The sequence below is a fragment of the Streptomyces sp. NPDC006610 genome (assembly GCF_040611575.1).
Classification (GTDB): Bacteria; Actinomycetota; Actinomycetes; order Streptomycetales; family Streptomycetaceae; genus Streptomyces.
This window is the reverse complement of sequence record NZ_JBEXOP010000055.1, coordinates 21,369-38,496: the sequence shown is the minus strand read 5'-3', so window position 1 is coordinate 38,496 and position 17,128 is coordinate 21,369. Positions and strand designations below refer to the sequence as shown.

The 17,128-nt window shown below is 70.3% G+C and carries 36 protein-coding genes; 29 read left to right on the top strand and 7 right to left on the bottom strand.

Annotation, left to right across the window (positions count from 1 at the left end; all coding sequences use genetic code 11):
• From ABZY13_RS30935 to ABZY13_RS30830, 22 genes are all read left to right on the top strand, one after another.
• On the top strand, window positions 1–274 hold a 274-nt coding region (locus tag ABZY13_RS30935; RefSeq protein WP_356636621.1), incomplete at its 5' end, for a hypothetical protein.
• A 2-nt stretch (window positions 275–276) separates the two neighbouring features.
• On the top strand, window positions 277–990 hold the full coding sequence (locus tag ABZY13_RS30930; RefSeq protein WP_356636619.1) for an ATP-binding protein: 714 nt from the start codon (window positions 277–279) through the stop codon (window positions 988–990).
• Window positions 991–1,058: 68 nt separating this feature from the next.
• Window positions 1,059–1,385: a hypothetical protein gene (locus tag ABZY13_RS30925; protein ID WP_356636617.1), complete on the top strand. Its 327-nt coding sequence runs from the start codon at window positions 1,059–1,061 to the stop codon at window positions 1,383–1,385.
• On the top strand, window positions 1,382–2,758 hold the full coding sequence (locus tag ABZY13_RS30920; RefSeq protein WP_356636615.1) for a replicative DNA helicase: 1,377 nt from the start codon (window positions 1,382–1,384) through the stop codon (window positions 2,756–2,758). Before ABZY13_RS30925 ends, ABZY13_RS30920 begins: the two co-directional genes overlap by 4 nt.
• Window positions 2,758–3,039: a hypothetical protein gene (locus ABZY13_RS30915; RefSeq protein ID WP_356636613.1), complete on the top strand. Its 282-nt coding sequence runs from the start codon at window positions 2,758–2,760 to the stop codon at window positions 3,037–3,039. Before ABZY13_RS30920 ends, ABZY13_RS30915 begins: the two co-directional genes overlap by 1 nt.
• Window positions 3,036–3,269: a hypothetical protein gene (locus ABZY13_RS30910; RefSeq protein ID WP_356636611.1), complete on the top strand. Its 234-nt coding sequence runs from the start codon at window positions 3,036–3,038 to the stop codon at window positions 3,267–3,269. The genes ABZY13_RS30915 and ABZY13_RS30910 overlap by 4 nt, the downstream gene beginning before the upstream one ends.
• Entirely contained in the window at window positions 3,266–4,258 is a 993-nt protein-coding gene (locus ABZY13_RS30905; RefSeq protein ID WP_356636609.1) for a DNA cytosine methyltransferase, read from the top strand. Before ABZY13_RS30910 ends, ABZY13_RS30905 begins: the two co-directional genes overlap by 4 nt.
• Window positions 4,259–4,483: 225 nt before the next feature.
• Window positions 4,484–5,044: a hypothetical protein gene (locus ABZY13_RS30900; RefSeq protein ID WP_356636607.1), complete on the top strand. Its 561-nt coding sequence runs from the start codon at window positions 4,484–4,486 to the stop codon at window positions 5,042–5,044.
• A 169-nt stretch (window positions 5,045–5,213) separates the two neighbouring features.
• Complete coding sequence (locus ABZY13_RS30895; RefSeq protein WP_356636605.1) at window positions 5,214–5,522, top strand: hypothetical protein; 309 nt, start codon at window positions 5,214–5,216, stop codon at window positions 5,520–5,522.
• A gap of 49 nt (window positions 5,523–5,571) precedes the next feature.
• A complete protein-coding gene (locus ABZY13_RS30890) occupies window positions 5,572–6,264 on the top strand; it encodes a DNA methyltransferase (RefSeq protein WP_356636603.1) in 693 nt (230 codons plus the stop codon).
• 54 nt (window positions 6,265–6,318) lie between these two features.
• Complete coding sequence (locus ABZY13_RS30885) at window positions 6,319–7,311, top strand: hypothetical protein (RefSeq protein ID WP_356636601.1); 993 nt, start codon at window positions 6,319–6,321, stop codon at window positions 7,309–7,311.
• Window positions 7,308–7,502 (top strand): hypothetical protein, encoded by a 195-nt coding sequence (locus tag ABZY13_RS30880; RefSeq protein WP_356636599.1) that lies wholly within the window; start codon window positions 7,308–7,310, stop codon window positions 7,500–7,502. The genes ABZY13_RS30885 and ABZY13_RS30880 overlap by 4 nt, the downstream gene beginning before the upstream one ends.
• 155 nt (window positions 7,503–7,657) lie before the next feature.
• Complete coding sequence (locus ABZY13_RS30875; RefSeq protein ID WP_356636597.1) at window positions 7,658–7,990, top strand: MazG-like family protein; 333 nt, start codon at window positions 7,658–7,660, stop codon at window positions 7,988–7,990.
• Window positions 7,990–8,382, top strand: coding sequence for an SLOG family protein (locus ABZY13_RS30870; RefSeq protein ID WP_356636595.1), 393 nt, complete (start codon window positions 7,990–7,992; stop codon window positions 8,380–8,382). The genes ABZY13_RS30875 and ABZY13_RS30870 overlap by 1 nt, the downstream gene beginning before the upstream one ends.
• On the top strand, window positions 8,382–8,642 hold the full coding sequence (locus tag ABZY13_RS30865; RefSeq protein ID WP_356636593.1) for a hypothetical protein: 261 nt from the start codon (window positions 8,382–8,384) through the stop codon (window positions 8,640–8,642). Before ABZY13_RS30870 ends, ABZY13_RS30865 begins: the two co-directional genes overlap by 1 nt.
• Before the next feature lie 17 nt (window positions 8,643–8,659).
• A complete protein-coding gene (locus tag ABZY13_RS30860) occupies window positions 8,660–8,929 on the top strand; it encodes a hypothetical protein (protein ID WP_356636591.1) in 270 nt (89 codons plus the stop codon).
• A complete protein-coding gene (locus ABZY13_RS30855) occupies window positions 8,926–9,219 on the top strand; it encodes a hypothetical protein (protein WP_356636589.1) in 294 nt (97 codons plus the stop codon). The genes ABZY13_RS30860 and ABZY13_RS30855 overlap by 4 nt, the downstream gene beginning before the upstream one ends.
• Before the next feature lie 55 nt (window positions 9,220–9,274).
• A complete protein-coding gene (locus ABZY13_RS30850) occupies window positions 9,275–9,445 on the top strand; it encodes a hypothetical protein (protein ID WP_356636587.1) in 171 nt (56 codons plus the stop codon).
• 193 nt (window positions 9,446–9,638) lie between these two features.
• The gene (locus ABZY13_RS30845) at window positions 9,639–9,899 is read left to right on the top strand and encodes a LuxR C-terminal-related transcriptional regulator (protein ID WP_356636585.1); all 261 of its coding nucleotides are present in this window, start codon (window positions 9,639–9,641) and stop codon (window positions 9,897–9,899) included.
• On the top strand, window positions 9,896–10,468 hold the full coding sequence (locus tag ABZY13_RS30840; protein WP_356636583.1) for a hypothetical protein: 573 nt from the start codon (window positions 9,896–9,898) through the stop codon (window positions 10,466–10,468). The genes ABZY13_RS30845 and ABZY13_RS30840 overlap by 4 nt, the downstream gene beginning before the upstream one ends.
• A 149-nt stretch (window positions 10,469–10,617) precedes the next feature.
• Window positions 10,618–10,902, top strand: coding sequence for a hypothetical protein (locus tag ABZY13_RS30835; protein WP_356636582.1), 285 nt, complete (start codon window positions 10,618–10,620; stop codon window positions 10,900–10,902).
• 105 nt (window positions 10,903–11,007) lie between these two features.
• Window positions 11,008–11,250, top strand: a complete 243-nt coding sequence (locus ABZY13_RS30830; protein ID WP_356636580.1) for a hypothetical protein — start codon at window positions 11,008–11,010, stop codon at window positions 11,248–11,250.
• A gap of 44 nt (window positions 11,251–11,294) precedes the next feature.
• Here ABZY13_RS30830 and ABZY13_RS30825 read toward each other — a convergent pair whose 3' ends face one another.
• The 7 genes from ABZY13_RS30825 to ABZY13_RS30795 all read right to left on the bottom strand — a co-directional run bounded on the left by ABZY13_RS30825 (window position 11,295) and on the right by ABZY13_RS30795 (window position 15,135).
• The gene (locus ABZY13_RS30825; protein WP_356636578.1) at window positions 11,295–11,531 is read right to left on the bottom strand and encodes a hypothetical protein; all 237 of its coding nucleotides are present in this window, start codon (window positions 11,529–11,531) and stop codon (window positions 11,295–11,297) included.
• A 291-nt stretch (window positions 11,532–11,822) separates the two neighbouring features.
• Entirely contained in the window at window positions 11,823–12,437 is a 615-nt protein-coding gene (locus tag ABZY13_RS30820; RefSeq protein WP_356636576.1) for a hypothetical protein, read from the bottom strand.
• An 11-nt stretch (window positions 12,438–12,448) separates the two neighbouring features.
• The gene (locus ABZY13_RS30815) at window positions 12,449–12,964 is read right to left on the bottom strand and encodes a helix-turn-helix domain-containing protein (RefSeq protein ID WP_356636574.1); all 516 of its coding nucleotides are present in this window, start codon (window positions 12,962–12,964) and stop codon (window positions 12,449–12,451) included.
• Window positions 12,965–13,059: 95 nt separating this feature from the next.
• On the bottom strand, window positions 13,060–13,296 hold the full coding sequence (locus ABZY13_RS30810) for a hypothetical protein (RefSeq protein ID WP_356636572.1): 237 nt from the start codon (window positions 13,294–13,296) through the stop codon (window positions 13,060–13,062).
• Window positions 13,297–13,669: 373 nt separating this feature from the next.
• Window positions 13,670–14,083, bottom strand: coding sequence for an NUDIX hydrolase (locus tag ABZY13_RS30805; RefSeq protein WP_356636571.1), 414 nt, complete (start codon window positions 14,081–14,083; stop codon window positions 13,670–13,672).
• Window positions 14,080–14,718: an NUDIX domain-containing protein gene (locus ABZY13_RS30800; protein ID WP_356636569.1), complete on the bottom strand. Its 639-nt coding sequence runs from the start codon at window positions 14,716–14,718 to the stop codon at window positions 14,080–14,082. Before ABZY13_RS30800 ends, ABZY13_RS30805 begins: the two co-directional genes overlap by 4 nt.
• A gap of 81 nt (window positions 14,719–14,799) precedes the next feature.
• A complete protein-coding gene (locus ABZY13_RS30795) occupies window positions 14,800–15,135 on the bottom strand; it encodes a hypothetical protein (protein WP_356636567.1) in 336 nt (111 codons plus the stop codon).
• Between the two features lie 212 nt (window positions 15,136–15,347).
• On the opposite strand from ABZY13_RS30795, the gene ABZY13_RS30790 reads away from it, so the two are divergent.
• The 7 genes from ABZY13_RS30790 to ABZY13_RS30760 all read left to right on the top strand — a co-directional run bounded on the left by ABZY13_RS30790 (window position 15,348) and on the right by ABZY13_RS30760 (window position 17,069).
• The gene (locus ABZY13_RS30790; protein WP_356636565.1) at window positions 15,348–15,653 is read left to right on the top strand and encodes a hypothetical protein; all 306 of its coding nucleotides are present in this window, start codon (window positions 15,348–15,350) and stop codon (window positions 15,651–15,653) included.
• Between the two features lie 8 nt (window positions 15,654–15,661).
• Window positions 15,662–15,814, top strand: coding sequence for a hypothetical protein (locus tag ABZY13_RS30785; protein ID WP_356636623.1), 153 nt, complete (start codon window positions 15,662–15,664; stop codon window positions 15,812–15,814).
• Window positions 15,811–16,008, top strand: a complete 198-nt coding sequence (locus ABZY13_RS30780; protein ID WP_356636563.1) for a hypothetical protein — start codon at window positions 15,811–15,813, stop codon at window positions 16,006–16,008. The genes ABZY13_RS30785 and ABZY13_RS30780 overlap by 4 nt, the downstream gene beginning before the upstream one ends.
• Window positions 16,005–16,169: a hypothetical protein gene (locus ABZY13_RS30775; protein ID WP_356636561.1), complete on the top strand. Its 165-nt coding sequence runs from the start codon at window positions 16,005–16,007 to the stop codon at window positions 16,167–16,169. The genes ABZY13_RS30780 and ABZY13_RS30775 overlap by 4 nt, the downstream gene beginning before the upstream one ends.
• A gap of 92 nt (window positions 16,170–16,261) precedes the next feature.
• Window positions 16,262–16,576 (top strand): hypothetical protein, encoded by a 315-nt coding sequence (locus ABZY13_RS30770; RefSeq protein WP_356636559.1) that lies wholly within the window; start codon window positions 16,262–16,264, stop codon window positions 16,574–16,576.
• Window positions 16,577–16,614: 38 nt separating this feature from the next.
• On the top strand, window positions 16,615–16,818 hold the full coding sequence (locus ABZY13_RS30765; protein WP_356636557.1) for a hypothetical protein: 204 nt from the start codon (window positions 16,615–16,617) through the stop codon (window positions 16,816–16,818).
• 68 nt (window positions 16,819–16,886) lie between these two features.
• The gene (locus tag ABZY13_RS30760) at window positions 16,887–17,069 is read left to right on the top strand and encodes a hypothetical protein (RefSeq protein WP_356636555.1); all 183 of its coding nucleotides are present in this window, start codon (window positions 16,887–16,889) and stop codon (window positions 17,067–17,069) included.
• The last annotated feature ends 59 nt before the right edge of the window (window positions 17,070–17,128 follow it).

The following is a 17,128-nucleotide window of genomic DNA, read 5'->3' as shown; positions in this document are numbered from 1 at the left end:
GCGGAAAGCCAAGGAAGAGGCCAAGAAGGCTTGGATCGCCGCCATCGAACGCGGCGCCGACCCCCAGCACATCGTCACCGCCGCCAAGGCCTATGCCCAAGAGCGGGCCGGCAAGGACGCGCAGTACACGAAATACCCGGCCACCTGGCTCAACAAGGGCTGCTACGACGACGAGCCCGACCCCCAGCCCGGCCGGCATCTCCGCGCCGTAGGCGACTCCCGCCCTCACCGCAATCCCCAGAACGACTCCGACTACGACCAGGGATGGAACTGACCATGCAGTGGATCCCGCCCATCAACCCGAAGCGCTTCCACCTCGAGGAGCTCCTCGCCGCCCGCGACATAAGCCTCGACTGGCTGAACAGCAACGACCTCGACCCGCACAGCCCGGCCAACATCGCCCGCCACTCGATCACCAAGGCCGCAGAGATCATCCCGTTCCACTACCGGGACGCGGTCACCGACAGCCCCGAGGTTCTGTCGTGGCTGGCCGAGCTCGTCGCCCAGGCCCGCGACGACCAGGCCGGCCGCGGGGCACCCACGGCCACCGTCACTCACGGCCGCTCGCTGCTGTTGCTCGGCCCCACCGGTACCGGGAAGACCCATCAGGCCTATGGGGCGATTCGGGAGCTCGCCATCACCGGCGTCGCAGCCACGTGGGTCGTCACCACGGCCGCCGACATGTACGCCGCGCTTCGACCGCGGCACGGCATCGACTCCGAAGCCGAGTTCCGCCGCTACCGCAACGCGTCCATCCTCCTCCTCGACGACCTCGGCGCCGAACGCAAGCCCACCGAGTTCACGGAGGAGGTCAACTTCCGGCTCATCAACTGGCGGTATGAGAACCAGCTGCCCACCCTGATCACCTCCAACCTCGTGCCCAAGGAGATCAGCGCACGGCTCGGCGACAGGGTCACCAGCCGGCTGATCGAGATGTGCCAGCGCGTCGTCTTCAAAGGCCCGGACCGCCGCCGGGGTGAAGCCGCGTGACCCGGGGAGCGGGCCGCAGCCGCGGCTATCGCGCGCAGGAGTCTGAGCTCCGCCCCGGGAAGGTCGTCGTGCCGTTCGGTGAGAAGACGACGATCTGCCCGGCCTGCCGCCAGCACAAGCACCATGCCTGCTGGGCGCACACCGCGGCCCTCGGAATCGGAGGAGAGGCTGGCTGCCCCTGCGGCTGCCACGTCCCTCTCGACGAGCCGCTGCTGACCGACGAGGCCATTGACGACATGGCCGCCCACGGAACCCTCGCCGACCACGTCAAGGCGCAGAAGGCGTGGGCCATGGGCTCCGGACCCATCCACTTCGACGAGCCCTGCCGCCGCTGCGCCGCCATCAAGGGCGCCCGCACCGGCCAGCAGGCCGAACTTCCGCTGGAGACTCAGTGACCACCGAGATCGATCCGTGGCTGGACACGGCCGAGCCCGCCGACGACTTCGGCCCGCGCATGCCGCGTGACGTCGAAGCCGAACGCGTCATCGCCGCGTCCGCCATGGAACGCCCCGAGATCGTCGACGAACTCGCCGCCGAAGGCTTCGACCCCGCCGACATCACCACCGAGCAGTACCGGTGGGTGTGGTTCGCCGTCGAAGAACTCCGCACCCGCTTCAAGCACGGCGAGATCCGCTGGCTGCCCGTAGCCCGCCAACTCGAGGCCTGGCACGCCGACGGCCACATGCCCGTCCGGCCACTCACCGAAGTGGAGCTCGCCGAGCTGTACCGGTGGTCGCAGCCCAGCGCCGCAGCCTGGCACGCCGAACGCGTCGCGAAGAAGGCCATCGCTGCCCGCATCGTCGCCCTCGGACACGACGCCACCGGCCGCGGCAACAGCGCCGCCTTCGACCCGGACACCGACGTCGCCGCCCTCCAGGAAGCTCTCGACGGAGTCGCGAAACCCGACACCAACCGGCAAGCCAAGCACGTCCGCGAGCTGATCGGCGGCGCGCTTGAGCGGTGCATCACCCCGCCGACGAAGGAAGACCGCATCCCCACCGGGTTCATGGACCTTGACGCACTCCTCTGCGGCGGCTGGGCGCCCGGCCAGATGGTCGTCATCGGTGCCCGGCCGGCCATGGGCAAGTCGACGATCGCGTCCGGCTTCGCGCGGGCCGCCGCCGTCAAGAACGGCCTCCCCACGCTCTTCCACACGCTCGAGATGAGCGAAGAGGAGATCGCCAACGGGCTGCTGTGCGCCGAAGCCCGCGTCGCCCTCCACCACCTCAAGCAGGGCATCGTCGACAACGCCGGTGTCGCCCGAGCGGCGGAGGCCGGACAGCGGATCGCCGCCGCCCCGCTGTACATCGACGACGTCTCCAGCCTCACCCTGCCCGGCCTGCGCGCCAAGGTCCGCCACCACGTCCGCGCCGACGGCCTCCGCCTCGTGATCATCGACTACCTGCAGTTGATGACCGCGCCCAAGGCCGAGAACCGGCAGAACGAGGTGTCCAAGCTGTCCCGCGGGATCAAACTCCTCGCCCGCGAATTCGGCATCACCGTGATCATCCTGGCGCAGCTCAACCGCGGCCCCGAACAGCGCCAGGACAAGCGACCCACCAAGTCCGACCTGCGCGAGTCCGGATCCATCGAGCAGGACGCCGACATCGTCATCCTCCTGCACCGCGACGACGCCTACGAGCGCGAGAGCCCTCGAGCCGGCGAAGCCGACCTCATCGTCGACAAGCACCGCGGCGGCCAGACCGGGACCGTGACCGTCGCCGCCCAACTCCACTACGCATCTTTCGTCGATATGGCGGTTGTCTGATGAAGCCCGAGATCGAAGACATCGCGGTCATGCGTGAGCAGGGCGACCTCAAGGATTTCCTGCTCTCCCTCGTTGCCGCCGCGCCCACGCCCACCAAGCCCAAGCCGGCCCTGGCCGTGGTCCCGGACCCGGGCTACCGGATCACGCACGTTGGCGGTTGGCCGCTCGGTACCGCCGCGACCGGCCCGACCCCGCCGGCCGACCGGTGCACCTGCACCCGATGCGGCGGCAACCCCAACAGCCCCGCCGTGCACCGGCCGCAGGAAGGAAACGCCGCATGAGCCGTCGCAAGCCCACCGTCCGCGTCTTCCACCGGCCCACCGGCTGGGTGCTGCCCGACTACACCGACCTGGCGGACTGCACCACCAACTTCCACCGCGAGCAGGACGGCCGCCTCCCGTGCGCCGACACCGCCGTGTGGAAGGTCGTCGAAGACCACGGCATGCACCTGAAGATCGGCTTCTACTGCGACGCCGACCTGCCCGCCGAACACCGGAGGGCCGCCGCATGATCGTGGACCTGTTCGCCGGCCCCGGCGGTATGGATCACGGTGCCGCGCTCGCCGGTGTTCCGTCGGTCGGCGTCGAGTGGGATGCCAACGCCGTCGCCACCCGTGTCGCGGCCGGTCTTGCAACCGTGCACGGTGATGTCCGCCGGTACGGGCCCGCCGACTTCTCCGACGCCACCGTGCTCGCCGGTGGGCCGCCGTGCCAGACGTGGACGGTCGCCGGTGCCGGTGCGGGGCGTGCGGCCCTTGCGGACGTCTTGGACGCCGTGAAGCGCATGGGGGCCCGCGAGACCGTCGACCCGGCCGTCCTCGGCGACGAGCGCACCGGCCTGGTCCTCGAGCCCTTGCGGTGGGCGCTCGAGGCCGCGGATGCGGGCCGCCCGTATGAGGCGATCGTTCTCGAGCAGGTGCAGCAGGCGCGGCAGGTGTGGGACGCCTACGCCGAAGTCCTGCGCGCCGAGGGCTACTCGGTGGCGACCGGTGTGCTGCGGACGGAGCAGTTCGGGGTGCCGCAGACCCGGCGCCGGGCGGTGCTCGTGGCGCGCCTGAACGGCCCTGTGGCGCTCCCGGAAGCGTCACGGCGTCCGTACCGCCGGGGAGTCGCCCAAAGCGCGGGAGACAGCCGCCTGGCCCCGTGGAAGTCGATGGGGGAAACCCTGCCCGACCGCGGCCCGTTCACCGTGATCTCCAACTACGGCACCGGCGGCGACCTGAAGAACCGCGGACGCAGGTCGAGCGGAGAGCCGGCGTTCACCGTGACCGGGAAAATCTCCCGGCTGCGCCTAGTCGATCCCGACGGCCGCGACCTCCCGCGGCTCAGCCCCTCCGAAGCCGGCCAGCTGCAGGGCTTTCCCACTGACTGGCCGTGGTCCGGCGGCGACATCTCGCGCGAATTGGGCAACGCCTGCCCGCCCCAACTCGCCGCCGCACTCGCCGAAGCCGCCCTGGGCGCTCAGCCAGCAGGCGCCCGACCGGCCCTGGCCGCCGCGTGATGGCCCGTTGTGCGGCGTGTGGCCGGCGTCTGGTTCGCCCGTCACCCACGGGCCTGGGCCCCGTCTGCGCCCGCCGCCTCGGCGCTACCGCCCGCCGCCCGGCCGCGATCCGCGCCGCCGACGGCCCACCCGACATCCACCCCGACCAGACCGCCCTCGACCTCCACCCCATGCAACCCAGCCTCTGGTCGCTCTGACCGAGGCCAGACCCGAAAGGAACCCGCAATGACCGCAACCCTCGAGAACCTGGCCGTCGCTGGCCGTCGCGTCGAGTACGCCTACCACCGCAGCCTGATCGATGACACGGCCACCCTCTGGACGGCCGGCATCATCACCGGCACCGAGCCCGGCCTCAATGGCGGCCTCCTGGCCCGAGTCCGGCTCGACGGCACCCGCTCACCGCTCCTCGTCCCCGTCGGCTACGACGGGCTGCGCTACCTCGACGAAATCGTCCCGGTGCCCGAGCTGCCCATGGGCCGGTTCCTGCCCGCCGCGGACGACAAGAACGGCCTCTACGAGAAGGCCGGCGTACTCCTCGCTCCGATCGGCGAGGACGGCGAAGAACTCGTCATCGTCATCGACGACCCGGTCAAGGCGCGTGCCGCCGCTATCGCCTACGCCAGGGAGACCGGGCTCGACCTGGACTACCTCGACTTCGCGGCCCTCGAGCCGCTGTGGGCGGTCTTCGAGTGGGAGCCCGAGGACTCCGAGTCCTTGTGGACCGTCCGCATGGACGCCGCCGAGGGCGACGACATGGCCGTCCGCATCCACTACCTGCCCGCGTGAACGCCGCGACCCGGACGCGCTCGAACCGCGTCCGGGTCTGCCCCGAACCCTACCCGCCACCCGCCGACACCCCCGCGACCTGGGGGACCGGTTGGTGTCGAAACGCCCCGAACGACCCGGCTCGCACCCGCCAGCCGGTAACCCCACACCGAACCGAAGGAGAAGCCAAGTGACCGACCTCGACCACGAGCCCGCGCAGTTCTACTGGGACGCCGAGACCGAGCACTGCCCGCACAAGCCCATCCCCGAGCGCGGCACCGACGCCTGGGACGTGTGGATGACGCTGGGCCACCAGCCCTACGACGACGGCGTCCTGTGCCTGTCTGCCCCGGCCGGTACCGCCTGCCCGGCCTGCTCCGCCGAGCACGTCGACATCGTGCCGTGGTCCCACTGCGAGAACCGCGACCCCGCCCGGCCGCTGCCGAAGACCACCGCGCCGCAGCACCGCCCCGTGACCGCAGACGGCCCGGGCTGGTGATAGCAGCCCGGGCCTGGCCCCCACCGTACCCACACCCGGAAGGAACACCGTGACTGACCTGTACGCCGAGGACCTGTTCGGCCCCATCGAGGCCGTCGCGCGCCCTCAGGGCACCGGCTCCCTGATCGAGCACCGCTACGCGGAGGAATGGCTTGCCGAAATCGAGCCGGGCACCGTCACCGCCGTGATCTTCGATCCGCCGTATGCGGTCGGCACACCAGTCCGTGGCCGTGAGGACGGAGCCGCCGGCAGCGTGTTCACCCCGTTCCGCATGCTCAACACCTGGCTCAGGCTTTCCGCGCGCACGCTGCGCCCCGGCGGCATCGTTGCGATTTTCGCGGACTGGCGGCGCATGCCCGACCTCGGCTACATGGCCACCACCGTCGGCCTGCGCGCCTCCACCTGCATCGCATGGACCCGCACCAGCCCTGGCACTGGCGGCCTCCTGCGCTCCGCATGGGACCCCATCCTGATCGCATCCCGAGGCACGCCTGACGCCATCGACCGGGCCGCGATCCCAAACGTCGTGCAGGCCAGCTATCCGAGCAAGAAGCGGCACCCCTACGAGAAGCCGGTCGAGGTGTACACGCACTTCCTGCAGCGGATCGCCCGCCCCGGCGAGATCATCCTCGACCCGTTTGCCGGGTCCGGGAATTCCCGCACCGCCGCCACCAGCCTTGGCCTCGACTGGCGCGGCTGCGACATCGACCCCAACTACGCGGAGATCACGCCCAACGCCTGACCACCCGCCCCGGCCGGCCGTCTCGCGCGGCCGGCCCCACTCCTGGAGACGACCATGACCGACCAGACCACCTTCGAGACCGCCCGTGCGCTGCTGTGGCGGCACGGGCTGCCCGAGGACGTCATTGACGGCGCGCTGGCCCTGCATGCGCAGGAGTTGGCCGCTGTGCAGCGCCGGGACGCCGCCGTGTGGGGCGTCGACACGGACGCCGGGAAGCACCGGCTTTCCGCCGCGGACCTGATCGACCCGACGAGGGGCGAGTGCACCCCGCCTGCCGTGCAGGTGCCCGCCGCCGACCGGGCCGCCCAGCCCATCTTCGTCGTGATGCTCGGCGAGTTCCCCGTCGCCGTGACCGCCACGCTGGAGGACGCTCAGCGCCACGCCTTGGACGGCGAGACGAAGTTTCAGACCCCGGGCAGGTACGAGCACCGATGGGACGACTCGCAGCGCCCAGGCGAAGTCTGGCGTCTGCTCGGCCGGCGCGTTGCCCCTGGGCGGCGCTTCTCGGAGACCGGCCGAACGGTGCACGTCCTGCCTGCCGACGCGGTGTTGGCCGTGCTGCCCGCGCCCACCGACCAGGCCGCCGTCCTTCGCTGGGCCGCCGACCAGCTGGACGCCGGGATGGAGCGGTTCTTCGCCGAGTGGCCGAATGAGACCCGCAACTCGCCCTACGCGTTGGGGCAGAAGGACGCTGCCGCCGAGCTGCGCCGCCTGGCCGACGAGACACCGGCCGCCGAGACGCAGCGGACGCCGTGCAGCGTCCCCGAGTGCGACGCTGACGGCACGGGCGAACCCTGCACCCGCCACGAGCGCGAGGACGCCCACACCGAGGGCGACCACGAACTGTGCGACGACGACTGCTCCGCCGCCGAGGCGCAGCCGCCTGGCGGATACACGGCCCGTGCCTGCCGTCACTGCTGGACCGGCATCCACTGGACCAGCGGCGAGTGGGTCCACGCCGACGGGCCTCGCGGCCACGCGCCGGAACCGCCGTCGCTGCCTGCCGAACCCGCCGCCGGTGCGCGGCAGGACGGGGCCGAGTCGTGACCGCCTTCGTCCGCGCCTTCGTCTTCTGCGACGGCTGCCACCAGCCGCTCGACAACAGCACCGTGCCGTCCGCCCGCACCGTCGGGGAAGGGCGACGTGAGGCGAAGCGGGACGGCTGGACTCACAAGCGCGACGGACGCAATCTCTGCCCGTACTGCGCCACCACGCGACAGGACAGCCCGCAGTCGTGACCGCCCGCCCGTCCGCGTGACCCGCGTGTGGGGCGCTGTACGCCCGCCACAGCGCCCCACACGCACCCCGACGACTCCACGCCCACCAAACCCAGCCCCAGGCCCTCACGGAGGCGCACAGAGCCTCCGGGGCCATCCCGAAAGGAACCCAACCGATGATCAGCACTGAGCAGTGGGCCACGATCCGAGGCCTCGTCGCCTGGCTCGACAGCGAGAACGGCCGCAGCGACACCGAGATCGGCCTGCGCATCCTCAAGCTCACCGAAGAAGCCGGCGAGGTCGCCCAGGCGTGGATCGGCGCCGTCGGCCAGAACCCGCGCAAAGGCGTCACCCACAGCCGCCACGACGTCGCCGACGAACTCTGCGACGTCATCGTCACCGCCGCGGTCGCCCTCGCCAGCATCGTCCGCGACCCCGCCGAACACCTCGACACCAAACTCGCCACGATCGCTGGCCGGCCGCGCACGCCTGAGCAGGACGCCGCCTGATGGCCGAGCAGTACCGGGTACTCGTCACCGGAAGCCGCGACTGGGCTCAGCCTGACCTCGTCGACATGGCTCTTGACGCCGCCTTCTGTGACGCGGTCAATGCCGAACGGCTGATGGTTCTGGTACATGGCGCATGTCCGCGCGGTGCTGACCGTCAAGCTGCTGACTGGGCCCACTCGGCAGCCACACGCGGCCTGCCCTTGAAGGTCGAGGCGTATCCCGCGAACTGGCAGGTGTACGGCAGGCGGGCGGGTTTTCTCCGCAATGCCCGCATGGTTGCGCTCGGAGCGGATGTCTGCCTCGCATTCATTCACAACGGCTCCCGCGGCGCCTCCCACACCGCCGCGCTCGCGGAGAAGGCCGGGATCCCGGTCCGGAGGTGGACCGCCTGATGGCCCGCATCATCCGCGCCGTCGACATCGACGCCGTCCTCGAACCGTACCCGCCGTCCGAGTGGACCGACGAGGGCTGGCTGCCTGGCTGGCGCACCGCCCAGGCGGGCCGCCGCCAGGTCAACGTGTTCCACGACGGGCCCGGCGAAGCCGCCGGCCTCGAGCGGTACCGGCTTGAACTGCAGGCCGCCGGCTACCACGTCGTGGCCGACCAGCAGCCCGGCGGCGGACGGCGCCGCCTCCACATCACCCGACCCTGAACCGGAAGGACGACACCGTGACGCAAGTCCCCGTTCCGCAGACAAAGATCGGCGCCCAGCTCACCGACCCCGGGCCCGGCGAACACCTCTGGACCACCCTCGCGATGCACCGAGTGAGCGACGACATGATCCGCCGCCTCAACCGCGGCGAGAACCCCGGGCCCGAACTCCTCGACCACGAGAACCTCCTCACCCTCGAAGGCCCCGGATGCTTCAAGTGCGAGGAGCCCTACAGCCGCTACATCGCCCACCGCAAGTGCACCGGAAGCATGGGGGCCCAGGCATGACCATGCCCCGCCGCTTCCATCTCCAGCGCCACCACGATGTCACTGGCGCGTCCGGTACGGGCCGCGTCGCCGACGGCGTCTTGTGGCCCGACGGCACCGCCTCCGTCCGCTGGCGCGGCGACCGCCCGAGCATCGTGTTCTGGGACAACGGCATGGCCGACGCCGAAACCGTCCACGGACACGGCGGGCACACCGTCATCGTCTGGGACGACCCCGAACCCGCTCCCGCCGGGGACTGCGAGCACTGCCCCGGCGGCCACACCCCCGCCGACCAGGGCTCCCATACCTGACCCATCCGCCGCCGCCCCGTGCCGGGGCGGCGGCCCATCCCGAGAGGCCAGAACCGTGACCGACCGCAGCCGCCCCCGACGCCGCGCCCGCTACCGCTCGATCTACGTCAATGGAATCCCCCTGTGGGAGTGCGGACGCTGCGGCGACCGCCAGCCCTCCAGCACTCCGCACCACACGCTTGCCGAGCACGAGGGCTCGTGCGGCCAGCCCAGGGCCGCATCGTGACGGCCGCCAATCCCGGCGCGAGCATCCCGCGGAGGCCGTCGACCAGCCGCAAATACATCAGCGCCCGCGCCGAAGAACTCCTCCGTGACTGCTTCCCCGGCATGATCCCCGCCCGCGTCATCGAAGAAGCCCTACGGCAGAAAGCCCTCCGCGAAGGCCGACTCCAGGCACCCAGCCGACAGAGGAGGACGTCGTGAGGAACCCCGGCGTCGAAGGCCAGCAACTCAGCCCCGGACAACTCGCCGCGCTCCGCTTGGCAGCGGCCTGCTACACCAGCCGGCAGATAGCCACCCGACTCGGCACCACCGAGCGAGCCGTCCACCTGCGGATGAAGGAAGCGTGCGTTCGGCTCGGCGCCCGTTCCCGCACCCACGCCGCCGTCATCGCCCTCCACCGCCACATCATCCGCTTCGACGAACTCGACCTCAACGAACCCACCCGGAGAGCCGCATGACCGACGACACCACCGAACTGACTGCCGAAGAGACCCGCGCCCTCGCCGACGACCTCGGCCTCCAGCTCTACCGCGCCGAGGACGCCCTCGCGTTCGTCGCCGAGTGCTGCACGATTGCCGAGCGGGAACAGCGCCCGATCACCACGGCGGACGTGCGGGAGTGGCTGAAGGGGGCGCGCTGCGGGCGGCAGCTCGCCGCCGACCAGGCAGCGACCCAAGCGACCGACCCCGCCAGCACCCCCGCCGCCTGGACCCAGCTCGAAGCGCGCGCCTTCAACGCCGTCCAACCCGCACTCCGCGCCGCGGGGGAGCGGCTGCCCCTGTCCGCGCGTCGCGCCGTCGCCCGAGCCGTCCTCACCGAAATCCTCGGCCCGATCCCCACCGGCACCGACACCGCCACCTGGACCGCCGTCCGCGCCATCCAGCTCATGAACGAAGCAGGCCGCGAACGCGACCAAGCCCGCGCCACCGTCGAACGCGTCCGCCGGCTCGCCGACGAACACATCGTCTCCATCGACACCGCCCTCATCGAGGAAGCACTCGACACCAGCCAACACCAGGCGACGTGAGCTCCGAGCGGTACGACTCGACGCGGACCCTCTGACGCGAAGCCCTCGCCCGAAACTCCCGGGCGAGGCTCGCGGACAGCGATTCGTGGATTGAGGTCTCGAATAAACGCTAGCCTGAACTTAAGCGGGCTAAAGCTTGGGAGGCCGGGATGAGCGATCAGCCATGGACCATCGAACGGATCCGTGACGCCCTCGGCAACCCCGCACTCGCCCAGCGCTTCCTCGGCGAGATCAACCGCGCGCCGGCCCACCAACTGCTGCAGGTCTTCGCCCGCTGGGAACGCATCGCCAAGGACACGCAGACTGCGGTCGAACGGGGCCGCGAGATCGCCGCCGCTCACGCCCGCGGAGACGACCCCACCGCCGACTGGAACGACGCCACAGAGCGCGTTCAGGCTGATGCCGACCGCATCCGCACCCGCGGCGCCGCCTGACCCGAACAGCGGACACACACGGTTGCCGCGCTGCTACTCTAACGACACGGCCGACCTCTCCCGGCTACCGCCGGTGCCGTGACCGTTTGGATGACGAGGAGAGGTATGTATCGCCTCAAGTACGACCCCGCTGCCGAAGCCGTGCACGAAGCGATGCCAGCCGCAGCCAGCGAATCCCTCACCCTCGCGTTAGCCGAGGCCTGCCACGACCCAATCGCCGCCAGCCAGCCCTACGGCGAAGACGACGGAATCGTCCGGATGATCGTCACCGACCAGGCCCTCGCAGTCCTGCTGGTCGGGGAAACGCTGAAGACAGTCACCGTCCTGCAGATCAACTACCTCGGATAGCGCAACGCCCCCGCAGCTGGCCGGCCGCGGGGGCGTTCCGTGTGTCAGAACCGGCCCGTGCAGGCGAGGCACACCCGGGACGACTCCCAGGCCGCCTTCTCCGCGAGCGACGCCTCGACCACCTTGTAGACGACGAGGCCCCACAGCAGACCGCCGGCCGCAATCAGCAGGCCGATCAGCACCCCGCCTCCGACGGCCACCAGTACCCCGACGACGACCGCGGCCAGCGCACCCCAGTACGAAGCCTGCACGGCCTCCGGCGGCGCATACCGCGCCTTCAACGGCGACTCCGACGGGAGACTCGCCCAGTAGTGCGGAAGATCCGCAACATTCGGCGAACCGCACTTCGACGACGGACAGACGATCATCAATGGCCCCCAGGGGTTCAAACCGGGCTGACGCAGCAGCCTCGGGCCGTACCAGCAAGTACGGCAAGCGGCTCGGGGGAGTTGTGGTCGGGGTCACGAGACCAGCGCAACACGCAGCCCAGCAGCACCCGTTGGGTGATCCGGCGGCCACTTGCAGCGACGGGCTTGTCGTTCACCCTGGCGACGTTCGCGTCGGGGTTCCACTCAAGGGCGCGCTGGGCGCTCCCGAAGGGCACGGCTCACGGTCGACTGGTTGAGCCCCAGCGTCCTTGCTGCGCGCTGCTGCGATCCCTTGAGGTCGGCAACCAACGCGATCTTCTCGGACCGCTCCCGTGAGGCGCGGGCAAGCGCGTCCTGCGCCTCACGCAGCTTCAGCTCTGCCTTCGCGTAGGCGACGAAAGCCCTGACCTCCTCGTCGGTGTTGAGGTCGTCGTAGAGCCGGACGCGGGAGAAGACGCTGACTTCGGGGAAGGTCGGCTCGGTGCGGTGAGCGAGGGCGGCACGGGCGAGCGCGGCCTGCTCCGGGTCGGCGTCGGTAGGGCGCAGTACCGGGTCGCTGCTGTCGACGACGTCGGAGATGTCGTAGAGCGGGATGGACCCGACGGCTGCACGGTCCCACCAATGCGTCGACGGCTTCTTGGCGAGGTCTTCGTCGGCGATGAAGAGGGGGCGGGCGGTGCGGGAATGGGGGTCGACTTCGTAGGCGACGAGGGTGACGGGGCCGTCCTCGTCGGAGGCGTACCGCGTGCCGATGGGTGCGCGGTCCTCAATGCGGAAGGCGTCGTCCTCGGTGATGGGGCCGGGGGTGGTACTGGGCACGGCGGGTCTCCTCAGCGGTTGTTGATCCAGTAGCGGGCGTCGGTGCGGGCGGCCAGAACCGTGTGGAGGGCGGTCAGGTAGGCGGCCTCGTCTACGTGCTCGGTGTAGGCGTCGGCGCCGATGACGCCGGCGGCGTTGAGGGGGTCGTGGCCGAACATGGTGGGGGTGGCGAGTCGGTAGGTGGCGCGGCTGGCGGGCTGGCCGCTCTCTGCGTCGTGGGTGACGAGGTTGAGCGCTGCCACCAGGTGGCGGGCGCGGATGTCGGCGGCCCAGGCGATCTGCTTGTCGCTGCCGGTGAGCGGGGGCAGGACGAGCTGGCTGGTGATGTGTGCCTGGATGGCGGCGGCGGCGCGAGCACGGCGGGCCTGGCGGAGAGCGGTGAGGCGCCGACGGTGGGTGCGAAGGCTCTTGGGGTCGATGATCCACCGACCAGCCTGCTTGGTCGCGGCGATGACGCCCTGGCGGCACCAGGTGCGGATGGTCTCGGTGGTGACCTTGCACTTCGCGGCTGCGGTTGCGGCGTCCATCTCAGTCCCCCTGGCGGTGTGGCCCGACACCCACAACTATGCACCCCCCGCATTGCCGTGTCAATGCTGGGGATGCATAGTTCCTGAGTGTGGGGCTACAGCTCCGTCAGCCGGTACGGCTCCGGCAGCGGCGGTAGCGGCACCCGCAGCGCGGCACCCAGCATCGCCCGCGCCGTCAGCTCCCACTCCACATCCGGTCGGCCCGCGGGCCGCACGAACAGCAGCGAGCCATCGGAGCGGACGTAGGCGCCGCCGGTGAAGCCGGCGTCCGCCTCCAAGACGGACACCGTCACCTCGAACTCGGCGAGCAGGGCCTCGAGCGGTGCGTCCAATAGGCGATCTGTCGACAAAGGGGCAGGCGTTAACGCGGTCGTGGCGCTACCCTTCATGGGACTCCAATCAACACCGGGTTGGGTTCATAGATCGGCGAGGTGCGAACTCGCTGGTCAAACGGCCGGGCGGGTGCGAACCGCCCGGCCGTTCGCTTCCATGGAACTTAGCTGAGTGACGCCAATGAGACACAAGATCTGCGGCCGGTTCCGGAAGCCCGCAATCGCCCCCTGCAGGGGGTGAGTGTTTCGGACATAGGGAACCGTGCAGGTGGGTAGCGTCGCTCTGACCTCGTGTGGCGTTGCGCAATCTCTCATGGTGTGGTTGCTTAATCGGAAATACAGACGCATTCAGGATGGCGTGAAAACGCTGCCTTCAATGCGGCAGCACGTCGTCGAGGTACTCCTGCACCGGCTCGTACAGACCGTAGGGCACGTACTCCTTGATCTCCGAGTGGGCGACCCAGGCGACCGCGTCCAGCTCGTCCTCGTCCGCGACGTGGGCTTCACCCTGCAGTGGCTCGCACGCCGTGTACGACATCAGCCGGCCGGTCTTCGGGTGCACCCGCTCGCCGAGCAGCTTCGTTGCGGTGACGACCAGGCCGGTCTCCTCCACCGTCTCCCGCACCGCCGCATCCTCCGCGGCCTCCCCAGGCTCGATCTGCCCGGCCGGGAACTGCCACATCAGCTCGCCCTCCGAAACGCGGCGCCGCACCATGAGCACCTTGCCCTCGGACACGATGATGGCGGCGGAGATGCCGGGCTTCTCGGTGGTCGTCTCGGTCGTCATACAGTCGCCTCCAAAGCGGACAAAATCGGCGGGAAAATCTGATCGGCGGGGATGAACCGGGTCAGGGCAGTGCGCGGAACCCAGGTGACGTCGACGTTCTCGAGCGGATCACGGTTCGTCGCCTCCCCGGCCAGGTGATCGGCCAGGTAGTAGGAGGCGACCACGCCCGTCACGGGGTGGACGCGCTCGCCCAGCTGCTCGCGCACCGTGCAGTGCACCCCGGTCTCGCCGTGCGTCTCCTGCACCGCGACGGTCGACGGGTCGGCGCCGGGCTTGACCATGCCGGCGGGGAACTGCCAGCGCAGCTCCCCGTCGCCGCGCCGGCACACCAGCAGCACGTCGGTCCCGCGCAGCACGACCGCTATCGCCACCCGCAGGGCCTGGGCTTCCACGCGTGGTGCGGGCGGGCGTAGCAGGAGCGCGAAGCGTCGCTGCACCGTCTCACCCGCCTGTTCGTATGCCGTGTCGAGGATCTGCTGCACCTCGGTTCGGTGCACCATGCCGGGAGCGCTGTGCCACCGGCTGACCGTCCGCTCGCTGACGCCGAGGTGTTCCGCGAACGCCTCGTTCGTCAGTCGCATGGCCTGCTGCAGTAAGCAGGCGGCGCGGCCGGTCCAGGTCTCTACGATCTCCACAATGGGGCTCCCGTGCTGGTCGCGCTCGGGTCTGGCGGGCTGACGGCGGGTTGATGTCGCCGCCGTGTCGGGGTGGGCTTGCTATGGCGTCGTGGTGTCGTCCTGCCGTCCTTCTACCGCGCGCGATGCGGGCGTTGACTCGGCGACATGCCCCGTCTTCTTGCGCTTAGCGCTACGTCCCTTGGCGATGGCTTCCGCCCAAGCGTGGCTGCGTCCGAACAGCTCGCCGACTTCCGCCCACGTGCGTCCTGGGCGCAGTCCTTGGATGGCGGCCTGCTCGATCGCGTACAGGGCTTGATCGCACTCCGCCAGTCTTTGGCGCGCTTCAAGCACAGCGCGGCCCTGTGTGAGCAGGTCATTTATGGCTGCGACTTCGGCAACCTTCGCCTCCAGGGACTCCTTGAACGCATCTGTCATGGCCTCAGCGTAGGTGGCAACACGCCAGTTCTCAATAGAGTGTTGACAAGCACTCAGGTCGAGTTCAGGATGGTGTTGAAGCGAACGGCGCTCCACCGCCTGAAGCCTCAGCGGTCGCTCCACCGACTGCGCCCACAAATGAAAACGGCCCCAGCTCAGGGACTCCACTCCCTGGCCAGGGCCTAACCACCAGGTTCTGCGAAGGAGACCCTGTGGCTATCACCGATCTTATCGGTGCGCTGGAGCGCGCCGACCGTGAGGGCGACACCGCCCCGCTTCCGCCGGCTGCGGTCGCGGCTCTGGCCCGCGCCGAGGCCACTCTGGCCCGCTGGGAGGCGGCGGACCTGCTGGACCGGCAGGCCGCTGCGACCCGCACCTACCTGGGTCTCGCCGCGTCCACCGACTGGATGGCGGCCGGCGAGTTCGACCGGCTCCTGGACACGCTGGACGAGCTGGCCATGTACCGCCAGCAGATCGCCGCCATCGGCTGGACCGAGCCGTTCGGGGTCGCGGCGTGAGCGCCCGCGTGATCCTGGCTGATTTCCCGGCTGGCGGCCCGCGCGGGTCGTGGTCGGCGGAGGAGAAGGCCGCGGAGCTGACCGCGTCCGGCACCCCTGCGACCGTCCGTATGGACCTGGCGAACGACCGGTTCATCGTCGTCCCGGAGGGCGAGTCGTGACCGGCGAGCGGGAGCGGCTGGAGCCGCTGCAGGCGAAGGCCGACGAGGTTCTGGCCGGGTGGCCCGGCTGGGATGGCGAGTCGCCGTACCTGGAGCTGGTGGCGATCGACCCCGTCACCCGCACCCGGCTCGGACACCGGTTCGTGCCCGTCGCCGCCGGCCGGCGCCTGCGTCTCGTGCGGGAGGCGTCGTGAGCGCCCCGGACGAGCAGCTCGTCGCCGATGTTGAGGAGGTGTTCCTCGGCTGGTGGCCGGACGACGTGATGGCGATCGTCCGCCAGCCGTACACCCCCGGCGGTCTCGCCGCTTACGCGCACCGCGACAACGGCGCCTACCTGCCGGTGGAGGACGCGTGAGCCAGGACGACTACGAGCGGATGATGCGCCGCCTCCGCGAGGTCAACAAGCGCAGCGAGCACCCCACCCGCTAACCCCCGAGACTGCCGAGGGTGGCGTTGACCGCCCCCGTCCGCCACCCGCGGCACCCCACCTTCCACACCACCTCCACCACCCCACCGACCCGAAAGGGCTATCCCGCCATGTCTCCGTTCATCTCCAGCGCCGATCTCGCCCGCACCGAGCTGGGCCAGCGTGTCCGTTCCACGACGACGATCGCCGACCTGTTCGGTGACGCCCTGGACCGGGCTCTGCACCGGGAGACCGCCTACGCGGTGCCGCTCGCCGAGCGCACCACCTGCCCCATCCACCGCGACTGGGTCACCGCCTGCACCGAACTCCACCTCGACTACCCGGCCGCCGCCTGAACCGCCCGACTCGCCCCCACTACGAGGAGGAGCCCACTGTGGCCCGCTTCCAGATCGTCACCGACACCGACACCCACACCGAAGGCGACACCACCTACGCCTTCAAGGCCCTCGGCCACACCCAGGCCGTCCTCCAGTCCTACAAGGAGGTCGGTAACTGGGTGGAGCTGTCCTTCAGCGGCGGCCTCACGGTCGCCATTCCCGAGGCCCGCATCCAGTACATCGCCGAGACCACCACCTGACCCCCGTGATCCGCCGGGCGTGGTCCACCCCCGCCACGCCCGGCACGACCACCCGAGAGGAGCCCGTCATGGGTCTGTTCAACCGCAAGCCTTCTCACTCAGCCGAGTCGACCATCGACATGGACATCGCCCGCCGTGCCGGCGAGGCCGTGAACCGCGGCGACATCGACGAGGCCGACCGGCTCGTGAACGCGACCGGTGACCCGCAGGCCCACGCTCTCGCCGCGTTCCGATTCATCAACGTCGACTGACCGGCTGCCCGATCCGCCCGGACCCGTGCCGGGCGGTGAGGGGAACCGCTCAGCGTTCC